Annotated in this window: 13 protein-coding genes; 5 read left to right on the forward strand and 8 right to left on the reverse strand. The window is 70.3% G+C overall.

Going from position 1 to position 19,221, the window contains the following annotated elements; genetic code table 11:
• Window positions 1-10: 10 nt before the first annotated feature.
• The 7 genes from AB0G04_RS29350 to AB0G04_RS29380 form a co-directional block, all read right to left on the reverse strand.
• A complete protein-coding gene (locus AB0G04_RS29350) occupies window positions 11-8,407 on the reverse strand; it encodes a Calx-beta domain-containing protein (RefSeq protein ID WP_360988949.1) in 8,397 nt (2,798 codons plus the stop codon).
• A gap of 124 nt (window positions 8,408-8,531) precedes the next feature.
• Entirely contained in the window at window positions 8,532-9,155 is a 624-nt protein-coding gene (locus tag AB0G04_RS29355) for a response regulator transcription factor (RefSeq protein WP_360988952.1), read from the reverse strand.
• Window positions 9,152-10,285 (reverse strand): sensor histidine kinase, encoded by a 1,134-nt coding sequence (locus AB0G04_RS29360; RefSeq protein ID WP_360988954.1) that lies wholly within the window; start codon window positions 10,283-10,285, stop codon window positions 9,152-9,154. Before AB0G04_RS29360 ends, AB0G04_RS29355 begins: the two co-directional genes overlap by 4 nt.
• Window positions 10,282-11,067 carry an ABC transporter permease gene (locus tag AB0G04_RS29365; RefSeq protein ID WP_360988957.1) on the reverse strand — a complete coding sequence of 262 codons (786 nt, stop codon included), beginning with the start codon at window positions 11,065-11,067 and terminating at the stop codon, window positions 10,282-10,284. Before AB0G04_RS29365 ends, AB0G04_RS29360 begins: the two co-directional genes overlap by 4 nt.
• Complete coding sequence (locus tag AB0G04_RS29370; protein WP_360988960.1) at window positions 11,064-11,900, reverse strand: ABC transporter ATP-binding protein; 837 nt, start codon at window positions 11,898-11,900, stop codon at window positions 11,064-11,066. Before AB0G04_RS29370 ends, AB0G04_RS29365 begins: the two co-directional genes overlap by 4 nt.
• Window positions 11,901-11,982: 82 nt before the next feature.
• Window positions 11,983-12,738, reverse strand: a complete 756-nt coding sequence (locus AB0G04_RS29375) for an ABC transporter permease (RefSeq protein ID WP_360988962.1) — start codon at window positions 12,736-12,738, stop codon at window positions 11,983-11,985.
• The gene (locus AB0G04_RS29380; RefSeq protein ID WP_360988965.1) at window positions 12,735-13,676 is read right to left on the reverse strand and encodes an ABC transporter ATP-binding protein; all 942 of its coding nucleotides are present in this window, start codon (window positions 13,674-13,676) and stop codon (window positions 12,735-12,737) included. Before AB0G04_RS29380 ends, AB0G04_RS29375 begins: the two co-directional genes overlap by 4 nt.
• Window positions 13,677-13,814: 138 nt before the next feature.
• On the opposite strand from AB0G04_RS29380, the gene rnhA reads away from it, so the two are divergent.
• Window positions 13,815-14,273 carry a ribonuclease HI gene (gene rnhA / locus AB0G04_RS29385; RefSeq protein ID WP_360988967.1) on the forward strand — a complete coding sequence of 153 codons (459 nt, stop codon included), beginning with the start codon at window positions 13,815-13,817 and terminating at the stop codon, window positions 14,271-14,273.
• 19 nt (window positions 14,274-14,292) lie between these two features.
• Here the strand turns inward: rnhA and AB0G04_RS29390 are convergent, their stop codons facing one another.
• On the reverse strand, window positions 14,293-14,712 hold the full coding sequence (locus tag AB0G04_RS29390; protein WP_360988970.1) for a hypothetical protein: 420 nt from the start codon (window positions 14,710-14,712) through the stop codon (window positions 14,293-14,295).
• Between the two features lie 336 nt (window positions 14,713-15,048).
• On the opposite strand from AB0G04_RS29390, the gene AB0G04_RS29395 reads away from it, so the two are divergent.
• From AB0G04_RS29395 to AB0G04_RS29410, 4 genes are all read left to right on the forward strand, one after another.
• Entirely contained in the window at window positions 15,049-16,311 is a 1,263-nt protein-coding gene (locus tag AB0G04_RS29395) for an extracellular solute-binding protein (protein ID WP_360988973.1), read from the forward strand.
• An 87-nt stretch (window positions 16,312-16,398) separates the two neighbouring features.
• Window positions 16,399-17,355: an ATP-dependent DNA ligase gene (locus AB0G04_RS29400; protein WP_360988975.1), complete on the forward strand. Its 957-nt coding sequence runs from the start codon at window positions 16,399-16,401 to the stop codon at window positions 17,353-17,355.
• A 102-nt stretch (window positions 17,356-17,457) separates the two neighbouring features.
• Entirely contained in the window at window positions 17,458-18,549 is a 1,092-nt protein-coding gene (locus tag AB0G04_RS29405; protein WP_360988978.1) for a histidine kinase, read from the forward strand.
• 2 nt (window positions 18,550-18,551) lie between these two features.
• Window positions 18,552-19,211 carry a response regulator transcription factor gene (locus AB0G04_RS29410; protein WP_360988981.1) on the forward strand — a complete coding sequence of 220 codons (660 nt, stop codon included), beginning with the start codon at window positions 18,552-18,554 and terminating at the stop codon, window positions 19,209-19,211.
• The last annotated feature ends 10 nt before the right edge of the window (window positions 19,212-19,221 follow it).

Raw genomic sequence — 19,221 nt, forward strand, 5'->3', positions numbered from 1 at the left:
AGACGGCCGGTCAGCGGACCCGCACCGAGCGGGCCGGCGACGTTCCGGCGAGGATGCCCAGCGACGGCGTCGCCGAGATCACCGCCCGGTAGGTGGCCGACCGTCCCGACCGCAGCCTGCGCTCGGTGGTGGTGTAGGTGCCCGCCGCGGTGAGCTTGCCGGTCGCGACCGTGTCCCACTCGCCACCCACCAGCCGCTGCACCCGGACCGTCTGCCCGGCCTTGTCCGGGTCGCCGGTCACGGTGATCGTCGCCGCTCCGGCGGCATTGGAGACCGTCCTGATCGCGGGCTCCTGCCGCACCTGCACCGTGCGCACCGGCGAGACGAGGCCGCTCGCCCGTACGTACAGCCGGTAGCCCTGGGTGAAGTTGGGGTTGAAGCTGAATTTGCCGTCGTCGCCCGTCTCGGTGGTGAGGACCACCCGGTAGCCGCCGCTGCCGGAGTAGTTGGCCGCCGTCAGCAGTTCCACATCGGTGCCGGGCGCGGCCGTGCCGCTGAGGCGGACCCGCTGCTCGCCGGTGACGATCGCCGAGGCGATGGTGAGTGTGGGCCGTACCGCGGTGTCGTCGTCCTCGATCGTGACGGTGCCGTCCGCCTTCTCGACCTTGACGTCGTTCGGGGCCGGGGTCTCCAGGCGCACCACGAACCTCTGGTCGCCCTCACGCACCGAGTCGCCGACGAGCGGCACGTTCACGGTGACGGAGTCCGTTCCCGGGTCGAACGTGGCCGTACCGCTGGAGTTCGTGAAGTCTCCGCCGGCCTCGGCCGTGCCGGCGACCGTGCGCCAGGGCACCGAGATCTTCCGCTCGGTGCCGGTGGTCCCGGCGGCGAAGTCCAGCGCCACCCGCACGTCGACGCTCTGTTCGTTCTCCCGGATCGACTCGTCACTCACCGACACCGTCGGCGGGGCGTCGGCCGGATCGTCGTTGATCCGCACGGTCGCCCGTGCGGCGCCGAGAGCGAGGTCGAACGTCTCGACCGGCTCGTCGACGGTGTCACCGAGGAGGTCGATCGAGGCGACGTCGACCCGGATGCCGGCCGTGGTACCGCCGGGCACCACGACACCGCCGCCGAGAAGCTTGTAGTCGGCCGTCTCCGCCGGGTCGCCGCTGGTCGTACCGCTGACCTCGAGGCTTCCGTAGTTGACGTCGACCTGGGTGATCCCGTCGATGCTCCCCGTCAGGAAGGTGACCTCACCCTCGGTCCCGCTCGCCGACGGGGACAGGGCCAGGGCCGGACGGGTGTCGTCGTTGGTGATCGTCAGCGTGGCGTCCTTGGCGGGGCCGGTCGCATCGGTCTCGCCGGTGGCGAGGGCGACCGTGAAACGGGCCGTCTCATCGTTCTCGAAGACGGAGTCCTGCTTGACCGGGACGGTGAACGTGCCGGTCCGGCTGCCCGACCCGATCCGCAGTGTGCCGGACGGACGGTCGTAGTCGTCGCCGCCGACCCCGCCGGCGGCCTCCTTCGCGGTGCCGTCGTCGCTGCTCACGGTGAGGTCGACGTCGGCCCTGGCGGCCTCGCTCAGAGTGACGGTGAAGGTGGCCGAGCCGGCGCCCTCGCTGACCGGCACCGCATCGACGCTGAAGGACGGCTTGACGGCGTTCCGGTCGTCGTCGGTGATCGTGACGACGGCCGTGTCGGTACCGGTCGTCGCGCCCGCCGGACCCACCGAGGCGGCCCGGACCTGGAACGTCTCCTCGCTCTCCGGTGTCGTGTCGTCGAGGATCGGCACCGTGATCGAGCCGGTCGCCGCCCCGGCCGCGATCGACTGGGTAGCCGGCTGGCCGTAGTCGTCGATGCCGGCCGTACCCGGAAGGGCCTGCGGCGTGATCGAGACCGCCTGCTCGGAGGAGGTGGCGTCGTTACCGGGCAGGAAGGTCAGAGTGACCGGCACCGCGGCGTTACCGGCGTCCTCCGCGACGTTCGCCGCGCCCAGCGACACCGACGGCGGCTTGTCGGCCGCGTCATCGGTGATCGTGTAGAGGCCCGAGGCCGCCGGAGTGCTGGGGTAGGTCGTGTTGGCGGCAGTTGCCTTGATGGTCTCGACCGGCTCGTCGACCTTGTCCGCCAGCAGCGGGATCGATCCCAGGTTGACCGTGCTCCCGTCGGCGGTACCGCCGGGCACCGTCGTCGGGGAGGGGCTGTTGGTGAAGTCCGGGGCTTCGGCGGCGTTGCCACCGGCAGCGTCACCGGCCAGGGACAGCGAGTAGACCATGTCCCGCTCGGCGACCCCGTCGACGGTGGCGGTGACCCCCACCGACGCGTTCTCGGCCCCTTGCGCGGTGACCATCGTCAAGGTGGGCACGGACTCGTCGTCTGCGATCGTGGCGGTGCCGGTGGTCGGCGCGCCGATGGCGCGGGTCTCTCCCGGATCGAGCGAGACCTCCAGGTCGAAGGTCTCGGTGCCCTCGTAGGCCGGGTCGTTCGTGATCGGGACGGTGACCGTCGCGGTGGTCGCGTCCTTGGCGATGGTGAAGTTCACCGGCGGCGCCGTGTAGTCGTCCTTGCCCAGATCCGCCGTCCCGGCATCGGTGGTCCCACCATCGACGATCGTCGCGTCGAAGTCGATCGTCTCCGCCGCCGGGCTGCCCAGCGTGACCGTGAATTCGGCTGTGGCACCGTCGCCCTCGGTCGCCGGCACCGCCGGTGTCACCGTGAAGCCGGGAATGACGCTGGAGTCGTCGTCGGTGATCTCAACGGTGTTCGATGCCGTGCCCAGCGTCGCGTTCGCCGGGCTCGACAGGTTCACGGTGAACGTCTCGTCGGTCTCGTACAGTGCGTCGGACTCGATCGGGACGGTGAAGCTCGACGCGTTGTCGCCCGGTGTGAACGACACGGTGCCGGTTGCGGCAGTGAAGTCGGTGCCGGTCGAGGCCGTGCCGGAGCTCGTCGCGTACTGGGCGGTGACCGGCCACTCCGTGGTGGTCGCCTGACTACCGGTGAAGTCGAGGGTCACCGGTACCGTCGCGTTCGTGCCGCCCTCGGCCACCGTGACAGCGGACCCGAACGTCACCGCGGGCTCGGTGTCCTGCGCGTCGTCGGTGATCGTGTAGAGCCCCGACACCGTCGGAGTGGTGGTGTAGGTGTCGTTGGTGGCGGTCACCTTGAACGTCTCGGCCGGCTCGTCGACGGTGTCCGCCAGCAGCGGAACGGAACGCAGGGTGACCGTGGAGCCCGAGGCGGTGCCGGCGGCGACCTGTGCGGTCAGTCCGCTGTCGGTGAAGTCGGCGGACTCGGCCGGGTTCGCGCTGTTCGCGGAGTCGCCGGCCAGGGTGAGCGAGTAGTCCATGGCCCGCTCGGCGAGCCCGTCGGTGGTGGCGACCACGTCCACCGCCGCGTTCTCCGCCGCTGCCGCGCCGGCCAGCGTCAGGGTGGGCACGTTCTCGTCGTCGGTGATGGTGACGGTACGGGTGACCGGTCCCCCGGTGGCACGGTTCTCCCCCGAGTCCAGCGCGATCTGCAGACTGAACGTCTCGGTGCCTTCGTAGGCCGTGTCGTTCGTGATCGGGATGCTGACGGTCGCCTCGGTCGCGTCCTTCGCGATCTGGAAGTCGGCACCCGGGGCCGTGTAGTCGTCCTTGCCGAGGTTCGCGGTGCCGCCGTCGGTGGTCTCGCCGTCGGTGATCGTGGCGTCGAAGTCGATGGCCTCCGCTGCCGCACTGCCCAGCGTCACCGTGAACTCGGCGGCCAGACCGCCGTTCTCGGTCACGGTCACGGCCTGGGAGACGGTGTACGAGGGGATCGCGCCCGAATCGTCGTCGGTGATCGTGACCGTGTTCGTCGAGGTGCCCAGGGTGGCGTCCGACGGGTTCGAGAGAGCGACGGTGAAGGTCTCGTCCGTCTCGTACACCTCGTCGGAGGTGATCGGCACCATGAAGCTCGCCGCGTTGTCACCGGGCGTGAACGACACGGTGTCCGTGGTGGTGGTGTAGTCGACGCCGGCGGTGGCGGTGCCCGGCTGGGTCGTGTACGTGGCGGTGACCGTCTTCTCCGTGGTCTGCGCCGAACTGCCGGAGAAGTCGAGCGTCACCGGAACCGTCACATCCGTGCCGGCCTCGGCCACCGGGATCCCGGAGCCGAAGGTCACCGCCGGAGCCGTGTCGGCCGCGTCGTCGGTGCCCGTGTAGAGCCCGGACACGTCGGGAGTGGTGGTGTAGGTGTCGTTACGGGCGGTGATCTTGAAGGTTTCGGTGTTCTCGTCGATCGTGTCGCCGGTGAGCGAGATCGACCCCCACGGCACCGCCACGCCCGAGGTGGATCCACCGGGCACGGTGACCGTCGTGAGCGCGTGGTTGTAGTCGCCGCTCTCGGCCGGGTCGGCGCTGTTGGTGGCATCTCCGGCAACCGTCAGCGTGTACGTCATGGTGTTCTGGGCGACCCCGGTCGGGGTTGCCTCGACCGACACCGATCCGCCCTCCGCGGCGGTCCCGCCGTTCAGCGCGATCGTCGGGATCGAGTCACCGTCGGTGATGTTGATCGTCGGAGTCGCCGTGGACCCGGTCACATCGGACTCACCGCCCGCGAGCGCCACATTCAGAACACGCGTCTCCGCGCCCTCGTAGACGTTGTCCGCCGCGACCGGGATCGAGATCGTCCCCTCGGTCAGACCCGCCGTGATCGTGACCGTCCCAGCCGGCGCGGTGTAGTCGTTCTGGCCCGGATTCATGCCACCGGTCTGCGCGGTACCACCGGACAACGAGACATCGAACGTCGTGTCGGACACCGCGGCGGCACTCAGCACCACCTGGTAATCGATGCTGTCGCCCTCGGCCACCGTGTCGGTGTCCACCGGAACCACCGAGAAGGTCGGCCGCGCGGTGTTGTCGTCGTCGGTGACGGTGACGGTCTGATCGGGCGACGGTACGGTGGCATCACCGCTGGGCGAGGAGAGCCGGACCGTGAAGTCCTGGTTCAGCTCGTACACGCTGTCGTCGGTGAGGACGACCGAGATGTCCTTGCTCGTCTCGCCGCCCGCGAAGGACAGCGTCTGACCACTGAGGGCCGTGAAGTCGTTCGACGCCGTAGCCGTGCCGTCCACCGTGTCGTACTGCACGGTGATCGTCTTCTCAGTGGAGACAGCGTCACCGCCGACTCCCGTCCAGGTCTTCGTGACCGGGACGACGGCCGGACCGGCGTTCTCCGCCACCGTGACGGGTGCCCCGAACTCGAACTTCGGCGACAGGTTCGTGGCGGCGTCGGTGATCCCGTAGGTCTCCTGCGCGTCCGGGGTGCCCAGGGTGTCGTTGTTGACGCTCGCCCGGATCGTCTCGGTGTTCTCGTCGATGGTGTCGCCGACGGGGGTGACGGCTATCAGCGTCGTCGATGTGCCGGCCGGTGTACCACCGCTCCTGGTGACCGTCGCCGAGGTACCGGTGAAGTCGCCGCCTTCCGCGGGGTCGGCACCGTACCCCGCCACCGTCACCGTGTACTCCATGTCGGCCTCGGCCACCCCGGTACTCGTGGCCGTGATGTTGAACGCGCCGTCGCTCTCGTTGTGATCGCTGGTGGTGAGCACGAGGGTCGGGACCGGGTCGTCGTCGGTGATCGTCAGCGTCGCTCCGACAGCACCCGGATCAACACTGACTCCGGAAACCGGCGTGACCGTGATGGTCGCCGTCTCACTTCCCTCGTGGACGGTGTCGGTCGCGGTCTGCACGGTGAACGTCGCGGTGGTCTGATCCTTCGGCACGGTCACCGTGCTTCCGGCCGGATCGGTGTAGTCGTCGCTCTCCGCCGTCAGGCCGGACGCGGTGATGTCGAAGACCGTATTGACAGCGGCGGGCGCGGCCATCGTGACCGTGAAGGTGGCCGTACCCGCTTCGGTGGCGGTCCCGGTCTGCGCGACCGTGAAGAGAGGCGGCGACCCGTCGTTGTCGGACACCGTCACGGTTGCGGTGTCCGCTTGCAGAGCGGCGGCACCGACCGGGTTGGAGAGGACGACCGTGAAGTCCTCGGGAACCTCGAAGTAGTTGTCGTCGGTGAGGGTCACGGCGGCGTTCTTCGACGTCTGTCCCGGTGCGAAGGTCACGGTGCTGTTGGAGACGGCCGTGTAGTCGAGGGTCGCCTTCGCGTCACCGGCCACCGTCGAGTAGTCGACCGAGATCGGGTTCTCGGTACTGGTAGCCACGCTGCCGGCGGCGGCGAAGTCCAGGGTGACCGGCACGTTGACCAGTCCGGCGCTCTCGTTGACGGGCACGGAGGCCGTTCCCACCACGTTCGGCGCGGTGTCGTCGCTCGCGTCATTGATGGTCACCGTTCCGGTGCTCGACGCCAGTCCGGCCGCCGTGAACGTCACGTCGACGGCGTTGGCCGCGTCGTCCACGGTGTCGTCGAGCAGCTCGATCGTGCCGAGGTTCAGTGAGGACGCACCCGGGGTGATGTTCCCGGACAACGACACGTTGCCGGCGTCGTAGTCCGCAGGCTGCGCGGTGCCGTCGGTCACCGCCACCGTGAAGGGAAGGCTCGCCTGGGCGGTGCCGACGATCGAGGCCGTCACGGGGTGGGCTGCGGTTCCCTCGCCCGCGTTGGTGCTGCCTACCGTCACGACCGGGACCACGTCGTCGTTGGTGAGCGTCAGAGTTCCGGAGGCGTTGCTTCCCACCGTGGCGCCGGTCTCGCCACCGGCCACCGTCGCGACGATGTTCGCGGTCTCGTTGCCCTCGTAGACCGCCTCACCGTTCACCTGCACCTGGATGGGCACGGTCGTGGCTCCGGCGGGAACCTCGACGCTGGTGTCGATGATGTTGAAGTCGTCACTGCCCTCCCCAGCTCCGGCGTCGACAGCCGAGCCGTCCACCGCGGTCACGTCGAGGGTGACGGCCTCCTTGCTGGGATTGCTGAGAGTCGCCGTGAACGTCTCGGTGTGGTTGCCGCTCCCTTCGGCCACGGAGACTGCGCTGACCGACGCGACGGTCGGCGCCGCGTCGTCGTCCGGGAGGGTGATCGCAGTGGCGCCGAGCCCGCCCGTCACCTCGCCGCCGGCGTTGGTGAGGGTGATGTCGAAGTCCTCGTTGCCCTCGTAGAGGGTGTCGCCCCGGATCGGCACGGTGATCTGTTCGACGGTGTCGCCGGCGGCGTAGGTGAGGGTGCCGCTGACCGCGTCGTAGTCCGCGCCGTCCGTGGCGGTGCCGCCGCCCACCGAGTAGCCGATCTCGATCGGAGCCTGCGCCGCGGCGCTGAGCGTGACGTCGAAGACTTGGTTGTGGCTTCCGCTGTTGTCCTCGGAGACCACCGTCGTCGGGGTGATCGTGGCGACCGAGTCGACGATCGAGCCGGTCGCCGAGGACGTCCCCAGGGTGGCGTTGGCCGGGCTGCTCAGGGTGACGGTCAAGTCCTCCGGGCTGAGCTCGCTGACCTGGTCGCTCAGGGTCGTCACCGGCAGGTTCACGCTGGTCTGCCCGGCCGGAATGGTCACTGTCTGCGCGGTCACCGCGGTGTAGTCGGCTGACGCGGCGCTCGCCGTCCCGTTGGCGGTGTCGGCGACGACAGTGACGGCCTGGCCGGACACGGCGTCGAGGGAGACTGGGAAGTTCAAGGTGTCGCCCTCGCGGACCGAGGTGGCGTTCGCGATCGACACGGCCGGTGTGGCGTCGTTGTCGTTGATCGTCACGGTCCGGGACGCCACCGACGTGGTGACGCCGGTCGGTGACCCGGTGGCGGCGACCGTGAAGGTCTCGTTCGACTCGTCCAGGACGTCGTCGGTGACCGCCGTGGTGATGTTCTTGGTGCTCTCGCCCGGCGCGAACGCCAGCGTCCCCGAGCCACTCGTGTAGTCGCCCGGTGTGACGGCGCTGCCGTTCGCGGTCTCCCAGGGGATCGTGATCGGGAAGTCGGAGAGCGAGCCGAGCGTCGCCGTGGTCGTCACGGTGCCGACGCTCTCGTCCACCGCCTCGTTCGCGCTGAAGGAGTAGGTCGGCGGCAGGTCGTCGTCGCTGAGGGTGCCGATCGCCAGGTTGTTGAGCGGGTCCGTGACGTTGGTCAGGGACAGCCCGAACACCTCGTCGTTCTCGTCCTTGGTGTCGGTCAGGCCGGTGACGGTGATTCGCTTGATCGAGTCCCGGCTGCTGGCGGTGAACGTGGTACTGCCGGAGATCGCGGTGAAGTCCTCCCCCGCGGTCGCCGGGTGCGCGGCGCCCGGAACCGCCGCGGTCGTGTAAGTCAGCGTGAAGGGGGTAGTCGTAGGACCGACCCGGCGGATCTCGAAGGTGAAGGTGCCGGCTTCGGCGTCCTCGATGTCGGCCTCGATGATGATGTCGCCGGCGTCGGCGTATGCGGGGGTGGCCGGAAGCAGGACGGCCGCCGCCGGGGTGAGACCGGCCGCGGCCGCGGCGACGACGGAGACGAGCGCCCGGAACCGGGCAGGTGCCCACAACCGGAAGGGTGCCTGGTGGGCCGAGCGTGCGGGCATGGCGTCCTGTCTCCTTCAGCGACTACCGGTGGCGAGAGGCGCTTTGAGCTGCCGGAACAGGCTGCGCCGTCGGTAATGTATCCGCCCGGATAGCGGCTTATGACAGGATTTCGCGTATCTGCGGTCAGGGACCCAGAAGGCCATGCCGCATCGCGGTGGTCACCGCAGCCGTACGGTCCGCGACGTCGAGCTTGTTGAAGACCCTCAGCAGGTGGGTCTTCACGGTGGCCTCGCTGATGAACAACCGTCTGCCGATCTCGGCGTTGGTCAGGCCACCGGCCACCAGTTTCAGCACCTCGGTCTCCCGGGCCGACAGGGCCGGTGGGGCGGGGCTGCGCACCTGGCGGACCAGGGTCGACGCCACGCTCGGTGCCAGCACCGTCTCGCCGCGGGACGCGGCCCGGACCGCGTCCGCGAGCTCTGCCGGAGAGGCGTCCTTCAACAGGTAGCCGGAGGCTCCGGCCTCGATGGCGCGCAGGATGTCACGGTCGGACTCGTAGGTGGTCAGCACCATGACCCGCGTCCCGGGTACGGCCGAGAGGATGCGCCCGGTGGCCTCCACCCCGTCGCCGCCCGGCATCCGGAGATCCATCAGCACGATGTCCGGCGTCAGGGCGCGGGCCTGCTCGAAACCCTCGGCACCGGAGGAGGCCTCACCGACGACGGTCAGGTCCGACTCGGCGTCGAGCATCCCCCGCAGCCCCATCCGCACGACGGGGTGATCATCGACGAGCAGGATGCGGATCACTCGGGAATCTCCAGTTCGACGGTGGTGCCGGTGTCGGCGTCGCTGCGGATGGTCAGGCGGCCGCCGACCTGCTCGGCGCGAGCCCGCATGCCGGGGAGCCCGAACCCGCCGGGGCTGCCGGGGTCGAACCCGCATCCGTCGTCGCGGACCACGAGGCGCACCGACGACGGCGCGTAGGAGAGCAGGACGCCGGCCTCGTTGGCGTGAGCGTGCCGGCGGATGTTCGTGAGCGACTCCTGGGCGGCACGCAGCAGCACCACCTCGAGCCGGGTCGGCAGGTCCCGGTAGTCGCCGGTGACGCGGACGGAAGCGGGCACACCGGACTCCTCGGTGAAACGTGCGGCGCTCCGGCGTACCGCATCGGGTAGTGACGCCGAAGCAAGCGCGGTGGGTGAGAGGGCCGCCACCATGGCCCGGGATTCCGCGAGATTCTCCCGGGCGGTACGCACGGCAAGTGCCAGACGTTCGTCGCGAAGCGACGGGTCCGCGGCCTGGACCAGCGTGATGATGCTGGTGAAGCCCTGTGCGAGGGTGTCGTGGATCTCGCCGGCCAGCCGGGCCCGCTCGGCCGCGACGCCCGCCTCGTGGGAGAGCCGGACCACCTCGGCGCGGCTCTCCTCCAGCTCGGTGATGAGCGTGGCCCGCTGCTCGCTCTCCGCCAGGGTCTTGAGGATCCAGAGTCCGATGCAGATCCCGGCGCCGATGGAGATGACGGCGATTACCAGGTCCATACCGATGCCGGCCGGATCGTACGAGTACTCGACCCCGACCGGGATCAGGTTGGCAACCACCACGAGACCGATCGCGACGCGTACCGGCACCATCTGGAAGATCACCGGGATGACCGCGAACATCAGCCAGGTGGCCAGCGGCACGGACCACACCGCGACGCCGAAGAGGCAGAGCTGGCCGAGAATGGTCAGCAGTGCCGCGGTGTTCTCGGCGTTGCGGTGGATCAGCGGCCGGCCCACGAACACGTGCAGCAGGAGCATCGTGCCGATGGCGGCGAGCGCGATCGCCCGCCGCCACAGGTCGTAACCGTCCACGATCACCATCGAGGCGCCGACCGCGACCACAGTCACCGCGAAGAACAGCTCCCACAGCCAGTAGGAGGACTGTGACTCGCTCACTTGTCGCGACCGCTCCACCGGAACGTCACCATGCACAGGATCAATCCGATCACACACCACACGCCGAGCACCATCGCCACCGTGCCGAGGTTCCAGGCGCCGCCGATCTCCTGCGCCTTCGCCTCGTCGGGCAGGAAGACGTACCGGAAACCCTGCGCCATCCAGCGGACCGGGAAGATCGAGGCGAGGTTCTCCAGCCAGTCCGGCAGCTGGCTCATCGGGTGGATGAACACGCCGGAGACGAACTGCAGCGCCACCACCGGCACGTTCAGGACGGCGCCCGCGTTGCGGGCGCTCTTCACCAGGGCGCTCACCGCGATGCCGAGCGTCGAGCAGGCGAACACCGAGAGCAGGAAGATCCAGCCGAAGGTCAGCCAGTGCGCGGCGTCCGGCAACGGCATGTCGAAGACCAGCACCCCGACGAGGATCAGCACGGCCACCTCGGCGACGCTCAGGGCAAGGACGAGAAGACCTTTTCCGATCAGGTACGCCGACGCGGGCATCGGCGTTCCGCGGAGCCGCTTGAGGGTCCCGTCCTCACGATCCATCGCGAGTCCGGCCCCCATCGTCACGAAAGCCGTGTTCAGGATGCCGTAAGCGATCATGCTGGCCGTGAAGACCCGGCTCACCGCCACACCGCCGTCGGTGGACTCGCTGCCGAAGATGGTGCCGAACAGCAGCAGGAGCAGTGCCGGGAAGAAGAACGTGAAGATCACCGCGGTCCGGTCGCGCAGGAACTGGAGCAGCTCCACGTGGCCGCGGCTCAGGCTGACGGCGATCATCGGGTGGCTCCGATCAGGCTCAGGTAGGTCTCTTCGAGAGTCGGGCGGGTGATGGTCAGGGTGGTGAGGTCGACACCGTCCCGGAGCAGGCGCCGGATGAGATCGGCCGGGTCGGGGACCTGCTCGGTACGGGCGGTCCCGTTCTCGGTCCAGCTCACCCGGGCCTCGGCCGCGGCCCGGCCGCCGAGCGTGGCCGGGGTGCCCTCGGCGACGATCCGGCCGGCCGCCACCACGGCGAGCCGGTCGGCGAGCGCCTCCGCCTCGTCCAGGTAGTGGGTGGTCAGCACGATCGTGGTGCCGTCGGCGGCGAGGGTGCGGATCAGGTCCCAGAACTGGCGGCGGGCCTCCGGGTCGAACCCGGTGGTCGGCTCGTCGAGGAACAGCAGTTCGGGACGGCCGACGATGCCCAGGGCCACGTCGACCCGGCGGCGCTGGCCGCCGGAGAGCGTACGGATCTTGCTGTTGCGTTTGCCGGTGAGGCCGACCAGCTCGATCACCTCGTCGGCCGTACGCCCATCGGGGTAGAACCCGGCGATGTGCCGGACCATCTCGCGCACGGTGAGGTCGGCAGCGTCGTCGGCGTCCTGCAGCACGATGCCGATCCGCTGCCGCCAGGCCGATCCCGCCCGGCCCGGGTCCTCGCCCAGCACCCGCACGTCGCCGGCGGTCCGCTTGCGGTGGCCCTCCAGGATCTCGACGGTGGTCGTCTTACCGGCGCCGTTCGGGCCGAGCAGGGAGAAGATCTCGCCGCGGGCGACGACGAGGTCGATACCCGCGACCGCGTCCCGTCCGCCGTATGTCTTACAAAGTCCGGTTACCTCGATGGCTTCCATGCGTTTGATCGTGCCGTTGTCCGATCAGGAAAACGACGACCACGCGGCTGTCATCGGCTGTCCACCGATCGATGGACAGACCTCATTCCCAGCGGAACTTGCGGGCGGCCAGAGCCGGCCAGACGACCGCCCAGGCGGCGAGGGCGAGCCACACACCGGCCGGGACCGGGCCGCCGTGCATCAGCGTCTCACGCAGAGCCTCCGCGTGTGCCGCGAGCGGCAGCAGGAACCAGCCGGCCGTGCCCAGGTCGGGGGCGCTGAACATGATCCCGCCGACGGACAGCATCACCACGTAGATCAGGGTGGCCGCGCCGGTCGTCGTCTCCGGCTTCAGCATGCTCGCCAGCAGCAGGGCCAGGCCGCTGTAGCCGGCGGTGGCCAGCACGGTCACGCCGAACGCGGGAAGCAGGGCGCCGGCCTCCGGGCGCCAGCCGACGGCCAGGCCGACCAGGGCCAGCACCAGCACCTGCGCGACGATCTGGACCAGCACGGCGGCGGTCTTCGCGAGCAGCAGGCCGGGCCGGGTCAGCGGCGAGGCACCGAGCCTTTTCAGTACGCCGTAACTGCGCTCGTACCCGGTGGTGATGGCCTGTCCGGTGAACGCGACCGACATGACGGTCAGCGCCAGGACACCGGGCACCACGTACCCGAGACGATCGGCGGTCGGCAGGTTCGTCACGTCGAAGAGCCCGGCACCGAGCAGCACCAGCAGCGGCACACCCATGGTGAGCACCACGGCCTCGCCGCGCCGGGCGGTCAGCAGCAGCTCCATCCGGATCTGGGAGGCCAGGATCGTACGCATGGGGGCCCGGCCCGGCGCGGGGGCGAAGGTGTTCACTTGGCTGCTCCCACCGGGGTCTGCGTGGTCAGGGACAGGTAGACGTCCTCGAGCGTGCGGCGGCGGGTGTTCACCGCGGTCACGTCGGCGCCCACCCTCGCGAACCAGGCCAGCACGTCGGCCAGCCCGGCGGTGTCCAGGGCGCCGGAGATCGCATACTGCCCGGGTGCGGGCTCGGTCGCCGTCCAGCGGGCGCCCAGTCCGGTCGTGTCCAGGCCTGGATCGGCCCGCAGTTCCAGGACCTCGATGGCGGCCGCCGAGGTCAGCTCGGCCGGGGTGCCGGTCGCCGCGACCTGCCCGGCGCGCATGATCACCACATCGTCGGCGAGCCGCTCCGCCTCGTCCAGCAGATGGGTGGTGAGCAGCACGGACACGCCGTCGGTGCGCAGCTCCTCGATCAGCTGCCAGGTGGTGTGCCGGGCCTCGGTGTCCATGCCGGCTGTCGGCTCGTCGAGGAAGACCAGCTCGGGGCGGCCGACCAGGGCCACCGCCAGGCTGAGCCGCTGCTGCTCGCCGCCGGACAGCCGGCGGAACCGGGTCCGTTCGAACTTCCGCAGTCCGAGCCGGTCGAGCAGCATGTCGGTGTCGAGGGGGTTCGCCGCGAACGACGCGAACAGCCGCAGGATCTCGCCGGCCGTGGCCCACGGGTAGACGCCACCGGACTGCAGCATGATGCCGAGCCGGGGCATCAGCGCGTCGTGGTCGCCGACCGGGTCCAGCCCGAGCACCCGCGCCACGCCGTCGTCCGGCCGGCGGAAGCCCTCACAGACCTGCAGCAGACTGGTCTTGCCCGCGCCGTTGTGCCCGAGCAGGGCCAGGACCCGCCCGCGTGGCAGGGTCAGCGAGACCCCGCCGACGGCCGTCGTGTCGCCGTAGCGCACCACGACATCTCTGACCTCGACCGCGGCCGCGTCGCCACCCACCATGAGTCCGCCCATTCGCCATTACGTCCGCCAACGCCACCATACGGTGGCCGATCGGAGTCCTCGGCCAGCCTCCCCCGCGCACATGGCGCCCGCCTCCTCCCGCGGGCCGCTCCCGCTCGTACTCGGGGCCAGGCCGTAGGGTCCCCGGGTATGGGTGTCGTGCAGATCTACACCGACGGGGCTTGTGCGCCCAATCCCGGACCGGGTGGCTGGGGGGCGGTGCTGCGCTGGGGCAGCGCGGAGAAGGACCTCTGCGGTGGTGAGGCCGACCCGACCACGAACAACCGGATGGAGCTGATGGCCCCGATCCGGGCGCTGGAGGCGCTCAACCGGGCTCCGCTGACCGTGGAGATCTACACCGACAGCGTCTATGTCCGTAACGGCATCACGCAGTACATGCACAACTGGAAGCGCAACGGCTGGATGACCGCGGCCCGGCAGCCGGTGAAGAACGTCGACCTGTGGAAACGGCTCGACGAGGCGGTCCGCCGTCACGAGGTGACCTGGCACTGGGTGAAGGGTCACGCGGGACACCCGGAGAACGAGCGGGCCGACCGGCTGGCCGCCCGGGGCCTGCGCGAGGCGGTCGAGGCGGCCCAGCGGGGTTGAGGCTTCCGGTGGCCTGAGCTCAGTCGCGCGGGCGGGGCACCTTGGCGCGGGCCACGCGGTCGGCGGGGAGCCGGTACGTCGCGGCGCGTACCAGTTCGTCCGGCACGGTGTGCCGGCCCTCACGCTGGGCAGGCACGCCGGCCACCTCCGGAACAGCGGCCACCTCCGGAACGTCGGCCGCGTCGGTGACGAGCTCGGGGGCCTTGGGAACGTCGGCCACGTCGGTGACGACCTCGGGGGCCACCGGACGGCGCCCGGCCGCGCGGGCCGCCATGCTGAAGACGTTCCGGGTCGCCGCCTCGTAGCCGCTCTTGTAGGCCTCGCGCATGTCTGGCCCGCTCTGCCGGCGCTGGTGGAGCCGACCGGCGGCGTACCCGGCGCAAGCCGTCAGGACGGCGGCCAGAACGATGAGAAGAACGATGTCGCCCGGTGCGGTCATGTTCCGATTGTGACGAACGGGATAGACCGGTAGCTATGGCCCGTTTGACCTACCCCGGAGGAATTAGGTCGAAGGCTCAACTCACTTTATGTAATCATTCGGTGGCCGCGAATGCTTCTCTCCCGTGCCTGAACTGGGTCACCCGCCACGCTCGCACTAACGGTGAGTTACATTCAGCACAGCCCCCAGACTCCCGCGCGGCATCCGCCCAGGTCAAGATCGAAATGACGCTGAAGCGGTGATAGGTCACGAGTTGACACCTTTGAGCGCGCGGCGGCACGGTTACTTCCTATTGTCCACGCGACACCGACGGGCTCGCCGATGATTGGGGAAGGCATGCGCACCACACGACGCGCCCTGGCGGCCGTCGTCAGCGCCGCCGCACTGCTGGTGGCGTCTGCCTGCGGGGCCGGGGAGGACGACGCCGCCGCCTCGCGGGTGGAGGTCTTCACCTGGTGGGCCGAAGGCGAGGAGAAGGCGGGCCTGGACGCCCTCGTCAGCCGGTTCGCCACCGCCTGTCCCGGACAGGAGTTCACCAGCGGCACGGTCGCCGGCGGCGCCGGGATCAACGCCAAGCAGGTCCTCAACGCGCGTCTGGCGCAGAACGACCCGCCGGACGTCTTCCAGGTGCACGCGGGTGCCGAGCTGCTCGATCACATCGACGCGGGCCAGATCCGCGATCTGACCGCGGAGTTCTCGTCGTGGGGCCTCACCGGCACGCTGCCGGAGGGCCTGGTCGAGACCCTCACGGTGAACGGCAAGCTCTGGTCGGTGCCGGCCGGTGTGCACCGCGCGAACGTGGTGTGGACCAACGACCAGGTGCTCGCCGACGCCGGCATCCTCACCGCGCCGAAGAACCTCAAGGAGTTCATCGGCAACCTGGCCAGGCTGCGCCGCGGCGGCGTCGAGTCCCCGCTGGCGCTGGGCCGTGACTGGACCCAGCTGATGCTGCTCGAGGCGGTGCTGATCAGCGCTCTCGGGCCGAAACGGTTCACCGGGCTGTTCACCGGCGCCACCAAGTGGGAGAGCAAGGCCGTCCGCGCCGCGATCCAGGACTACCAGACGATCCTCGACTTCAGCAACGCCGACCGCGACTCGCTGGACTGGCCCGGGGCGGAGCGGCTGCTGATCGACGGCAAGGCCGGATACCAGCTGATGGGCGACTGGGTCGCGGCGGATCTCGAGGCCAACAACTTCAGCGGGTACGACGCGTTCCCGTTCCCCGGCAACGGCAAGGCCTTCCAGTGGCTCGCCGACTCCTTCGTGCTCCCGGCCCGCGCCGCCAACCCGGCCGGCGGGACATGCTGGCTGCAGACCGTCGCGTCGCCGGAGGGACAGCAGGCGTTCAGCGCGAAGAAGGGCTCCATCCCGGCCCGCACCGACGCACCGACCACCGGTTTCTCCGACTACCAGCTGGAGGCCGCCGCGGACTGGAAGTCGGGTGTCGCGGTGCCGTCCTGCGCGCACGGCTCGGGATGTTCCCAGCCCTGGCAGAACGCGGCCAACGCCGCGATCGGCGCCTTCTCCACCTCCGGTGACACCGCCGCCCTGCAGACCGCGCTGGCCGCGGCCGCGAAGCAGTTCATCCGCCAGGTCTGATCGCGGCACTGCGGGCCCCGGGCCCGATCGCGGCGGATGTCGCGGCCGGGGCGGGCGCGTGGCCGGTTCTTCCGGCACGATGGGCGCATGGGTGAGGAACGCGACGGTGTACCACTGACCAATCTGGATCAGGAGCTGTTCCCCGGAGCCGGTGCCACCAAGCGCGACCTGGTCGACTATCTGGACGCGATGGCGGACCGGCTGCTGCCGGTTCTGCGGGACCGGCCGCTGTCGGTCATCCGGGTGCTCCGCGGCCAGGACCGGTTCATGCAGAAGAATCTGCCCAAGTACACGCCGGACTGGGTGCCGCGGGCCTCCGTCTGGGCCGAGGCGTCGCACCGCGAGGTCACGTACGCCCTGGCCAACGACCGCCGGACGCTGTTCTGGCTGGGTAACCAGCGGGCCGTGGAGCTGCACCCGGCGCTGATGCTCGCCGGGTCGCCGCATCCCACCCACCTGATCATGGACCTGGACCCGCCGGAGGACGGCGGCTTCGGTCTCGCCGTGGCCGCCGCCCGGCTGGTCCGGCAGGCCCTCGCCGACGCCGGCATGTCCGGCGCGGTCAAGACCAGCGGCGCCAAGGGCGTGCACGTCTTCGTGCCGCTCACCGGCGATCCGCTGCCTGAGGACGTGGCGGCCGCACAGCGCGCGGTGGCGGCCCGGGCCGAGCGGATCGATCCGGAACTGGCCACCACCGCCTTCATCCGCGAGGACCGCCACGGCAAGGTGTTCCTGGACGCCACCCGGGCCGGCGGCGCCACCGTGGCGGCCGTGTACAGCCCGCGGGCCCGGCCGGGCGTACCCGTGTCGTTCCCTGTCGACTGGTCCGATCTCGATCAGGTCGTACCAGCCGACTTCACCGTGCGTACCGCTCCGGGGCTGCTCGGCGAGCGGGACCCGTGGGCCGAGACGATGCCCGCTCCGCAGAAACTGGACGCCGGGCTGGTGGCCGAGGGCCACACCATTCCGGTCGCCCGGGTTCAGGCCATGCACGAGGGCAAACGGCGGGCGCGGGCCCGCCGCGAGGCGGCCGGAGAGGCCTGAGGAACTACCTCGAACGGTGTACGGCCTACACGGGAGGCGTCGATGCGGGTGACAGCGGCGGGACGACGCGCCGCCCCGCCCGCCGGACCTAGCGTCCCCGGCATGACGAAGAACTCCACCCGGGCAGCCGCGGCGCTCACCCTCGTCGGTGTGCCGGCCGGGCTCGCACTCACCGGCGGCAACGTCCAGACCGTGATGACCACGGCGCTCGCCACGGCCCTGAGCGGGCTGGTCCTGCTGACCCGCCGATGGCCGCTCGGTGTTCTGCTGTTCACCGCGCTCACCGTGTACGCCTGGCGGGTCGCGCACCTGATCGAGTCGGGCTGGGTGTGGCCGGCGACCGCTGCCCTGGTGGCTCTGGTGCTGGACGGCCGGCTCCGGGTCGCGCTCGGTATCGCGATGTTCTTCTTGCTCTGCGGGTTCACCTGGGACGCGTTCGCCGAACCGCACGGGCCGGACTGGGTCCTCATCCACGTCGGCGGGGAGGCGCTGTGGGTGGCCGCCGTGCTGGCCGCCGCCACGGCGTACCGCAACACGCTGCGCTGGCGTGCCGAGGTCGCGCACCGGCTGGCCCGCGACGAGGAGCAGCGGGAACTCGAGGCCGGCCGCCGGCGGGCCGAGGAACGGGTGGCGATCGCCCGTGACCTGCACGACGTGGTCTCACACACCCTCGCCGTCGTCGGCGTGCACCTCAACGTGGCGCTGGACGCCTTCGACACCGAGCCGGACGAGGCCAAGGCCTCGCTGCGGCTGGCCCAGGACGTCCGGGGCCGGGCCATGACCGACCTGAGAACGCTGGTCGGGGTGCTGCGTGACGGCGAGCTGCCGGCTCTGGAAAGTCTGGAGCGGCTGCTCGACCGGGTCCGGGCGGCGGGGCTGGAGGTGTCGTTCAACGAGTTCGGCGACCCGGTCGCGGTGCCGGCACCGGTCGCGGCCGCCGTCTTCCGGGTGGTGCAGGAGTCGCTCACCAACACGGTCCGGCACGCCGGGGCGCGCCGGGTCGTGGTGACCGTCCGCTACGCACCGGACAGCGTGCTCGTCGACGTGCGGGACGACGGGACCGGTGGCGAGCCCGCCGACGGCCACGGCATCGCCGGGATGCGGGAGCGGGTGGCGGCGCTCGGCGGGGCACTCACCGCCGGCCCCGGCAGAACCGGTTTCACGGTACGAGCCAGCATCCCGATCACGGAGTGAGCATGCCCATCTCCATACTCCTCGCCGACGACCAGCACCTGGTTCGGGCCGGTTTCCGGAGCCTGCTGCGACGCGGACGCGACCTGACGGTGGTCGGCGAGGCGTCCACCGGTGACGAGGCGGTGCGCGCCGCGCGTACGCATCGCCCCGATGTGATCCTGATGGACATCCGGATGCCGGGCATGGACGGCATCACGGCGACCCGGGAGATCCTCGCCGGTCAGGACACCAGGATCATCATCCTGACGACGTTCGAGACCGACGAGTACGTCTTCTCCGCCCTGGCCGCCGGCGCCAGCGGATTCCTGACCAAGGAGATCGATCCGGACGGGCTGCGCACCGCGGTCCGGGTGGTCGCCGGCGGTGACGCGCTGCTCTCCCCCAGCGTCACCCGCCGTGTCGTCGGCCAGTTCGCACACCGTCCGGTCCCGGCCGCTGCCACGCCGTCCGGAGACCGGCTGTCGGTACTCACCGAGCGGGAGCGGGAGGTGGTCCGCCTGGTCGCGACCGGCCTGTCCAACGACGATATCGCCCGCGCCCTGGTGATCAGCCCGCTCACCGCCAAGACGCATGTGACCCGGGCGATCGCCAAGCTGGGCGTCCGGGACCGGGTACAGCTGGTGATCGTCGCCTACGAGGACGGCCTCGTCGGCGGTAACTGATCGTCAGGAT

Origin of the sequence: Actinoplanes sp. NPDC023801 (assembly GCF_040639655.1) — a bacterium.
Classification (GTDB): Bacteria; Actinomycetota; Actinomycetes; order Mycobacteriales; family Micromonosporaceae; genus Actinoplanes.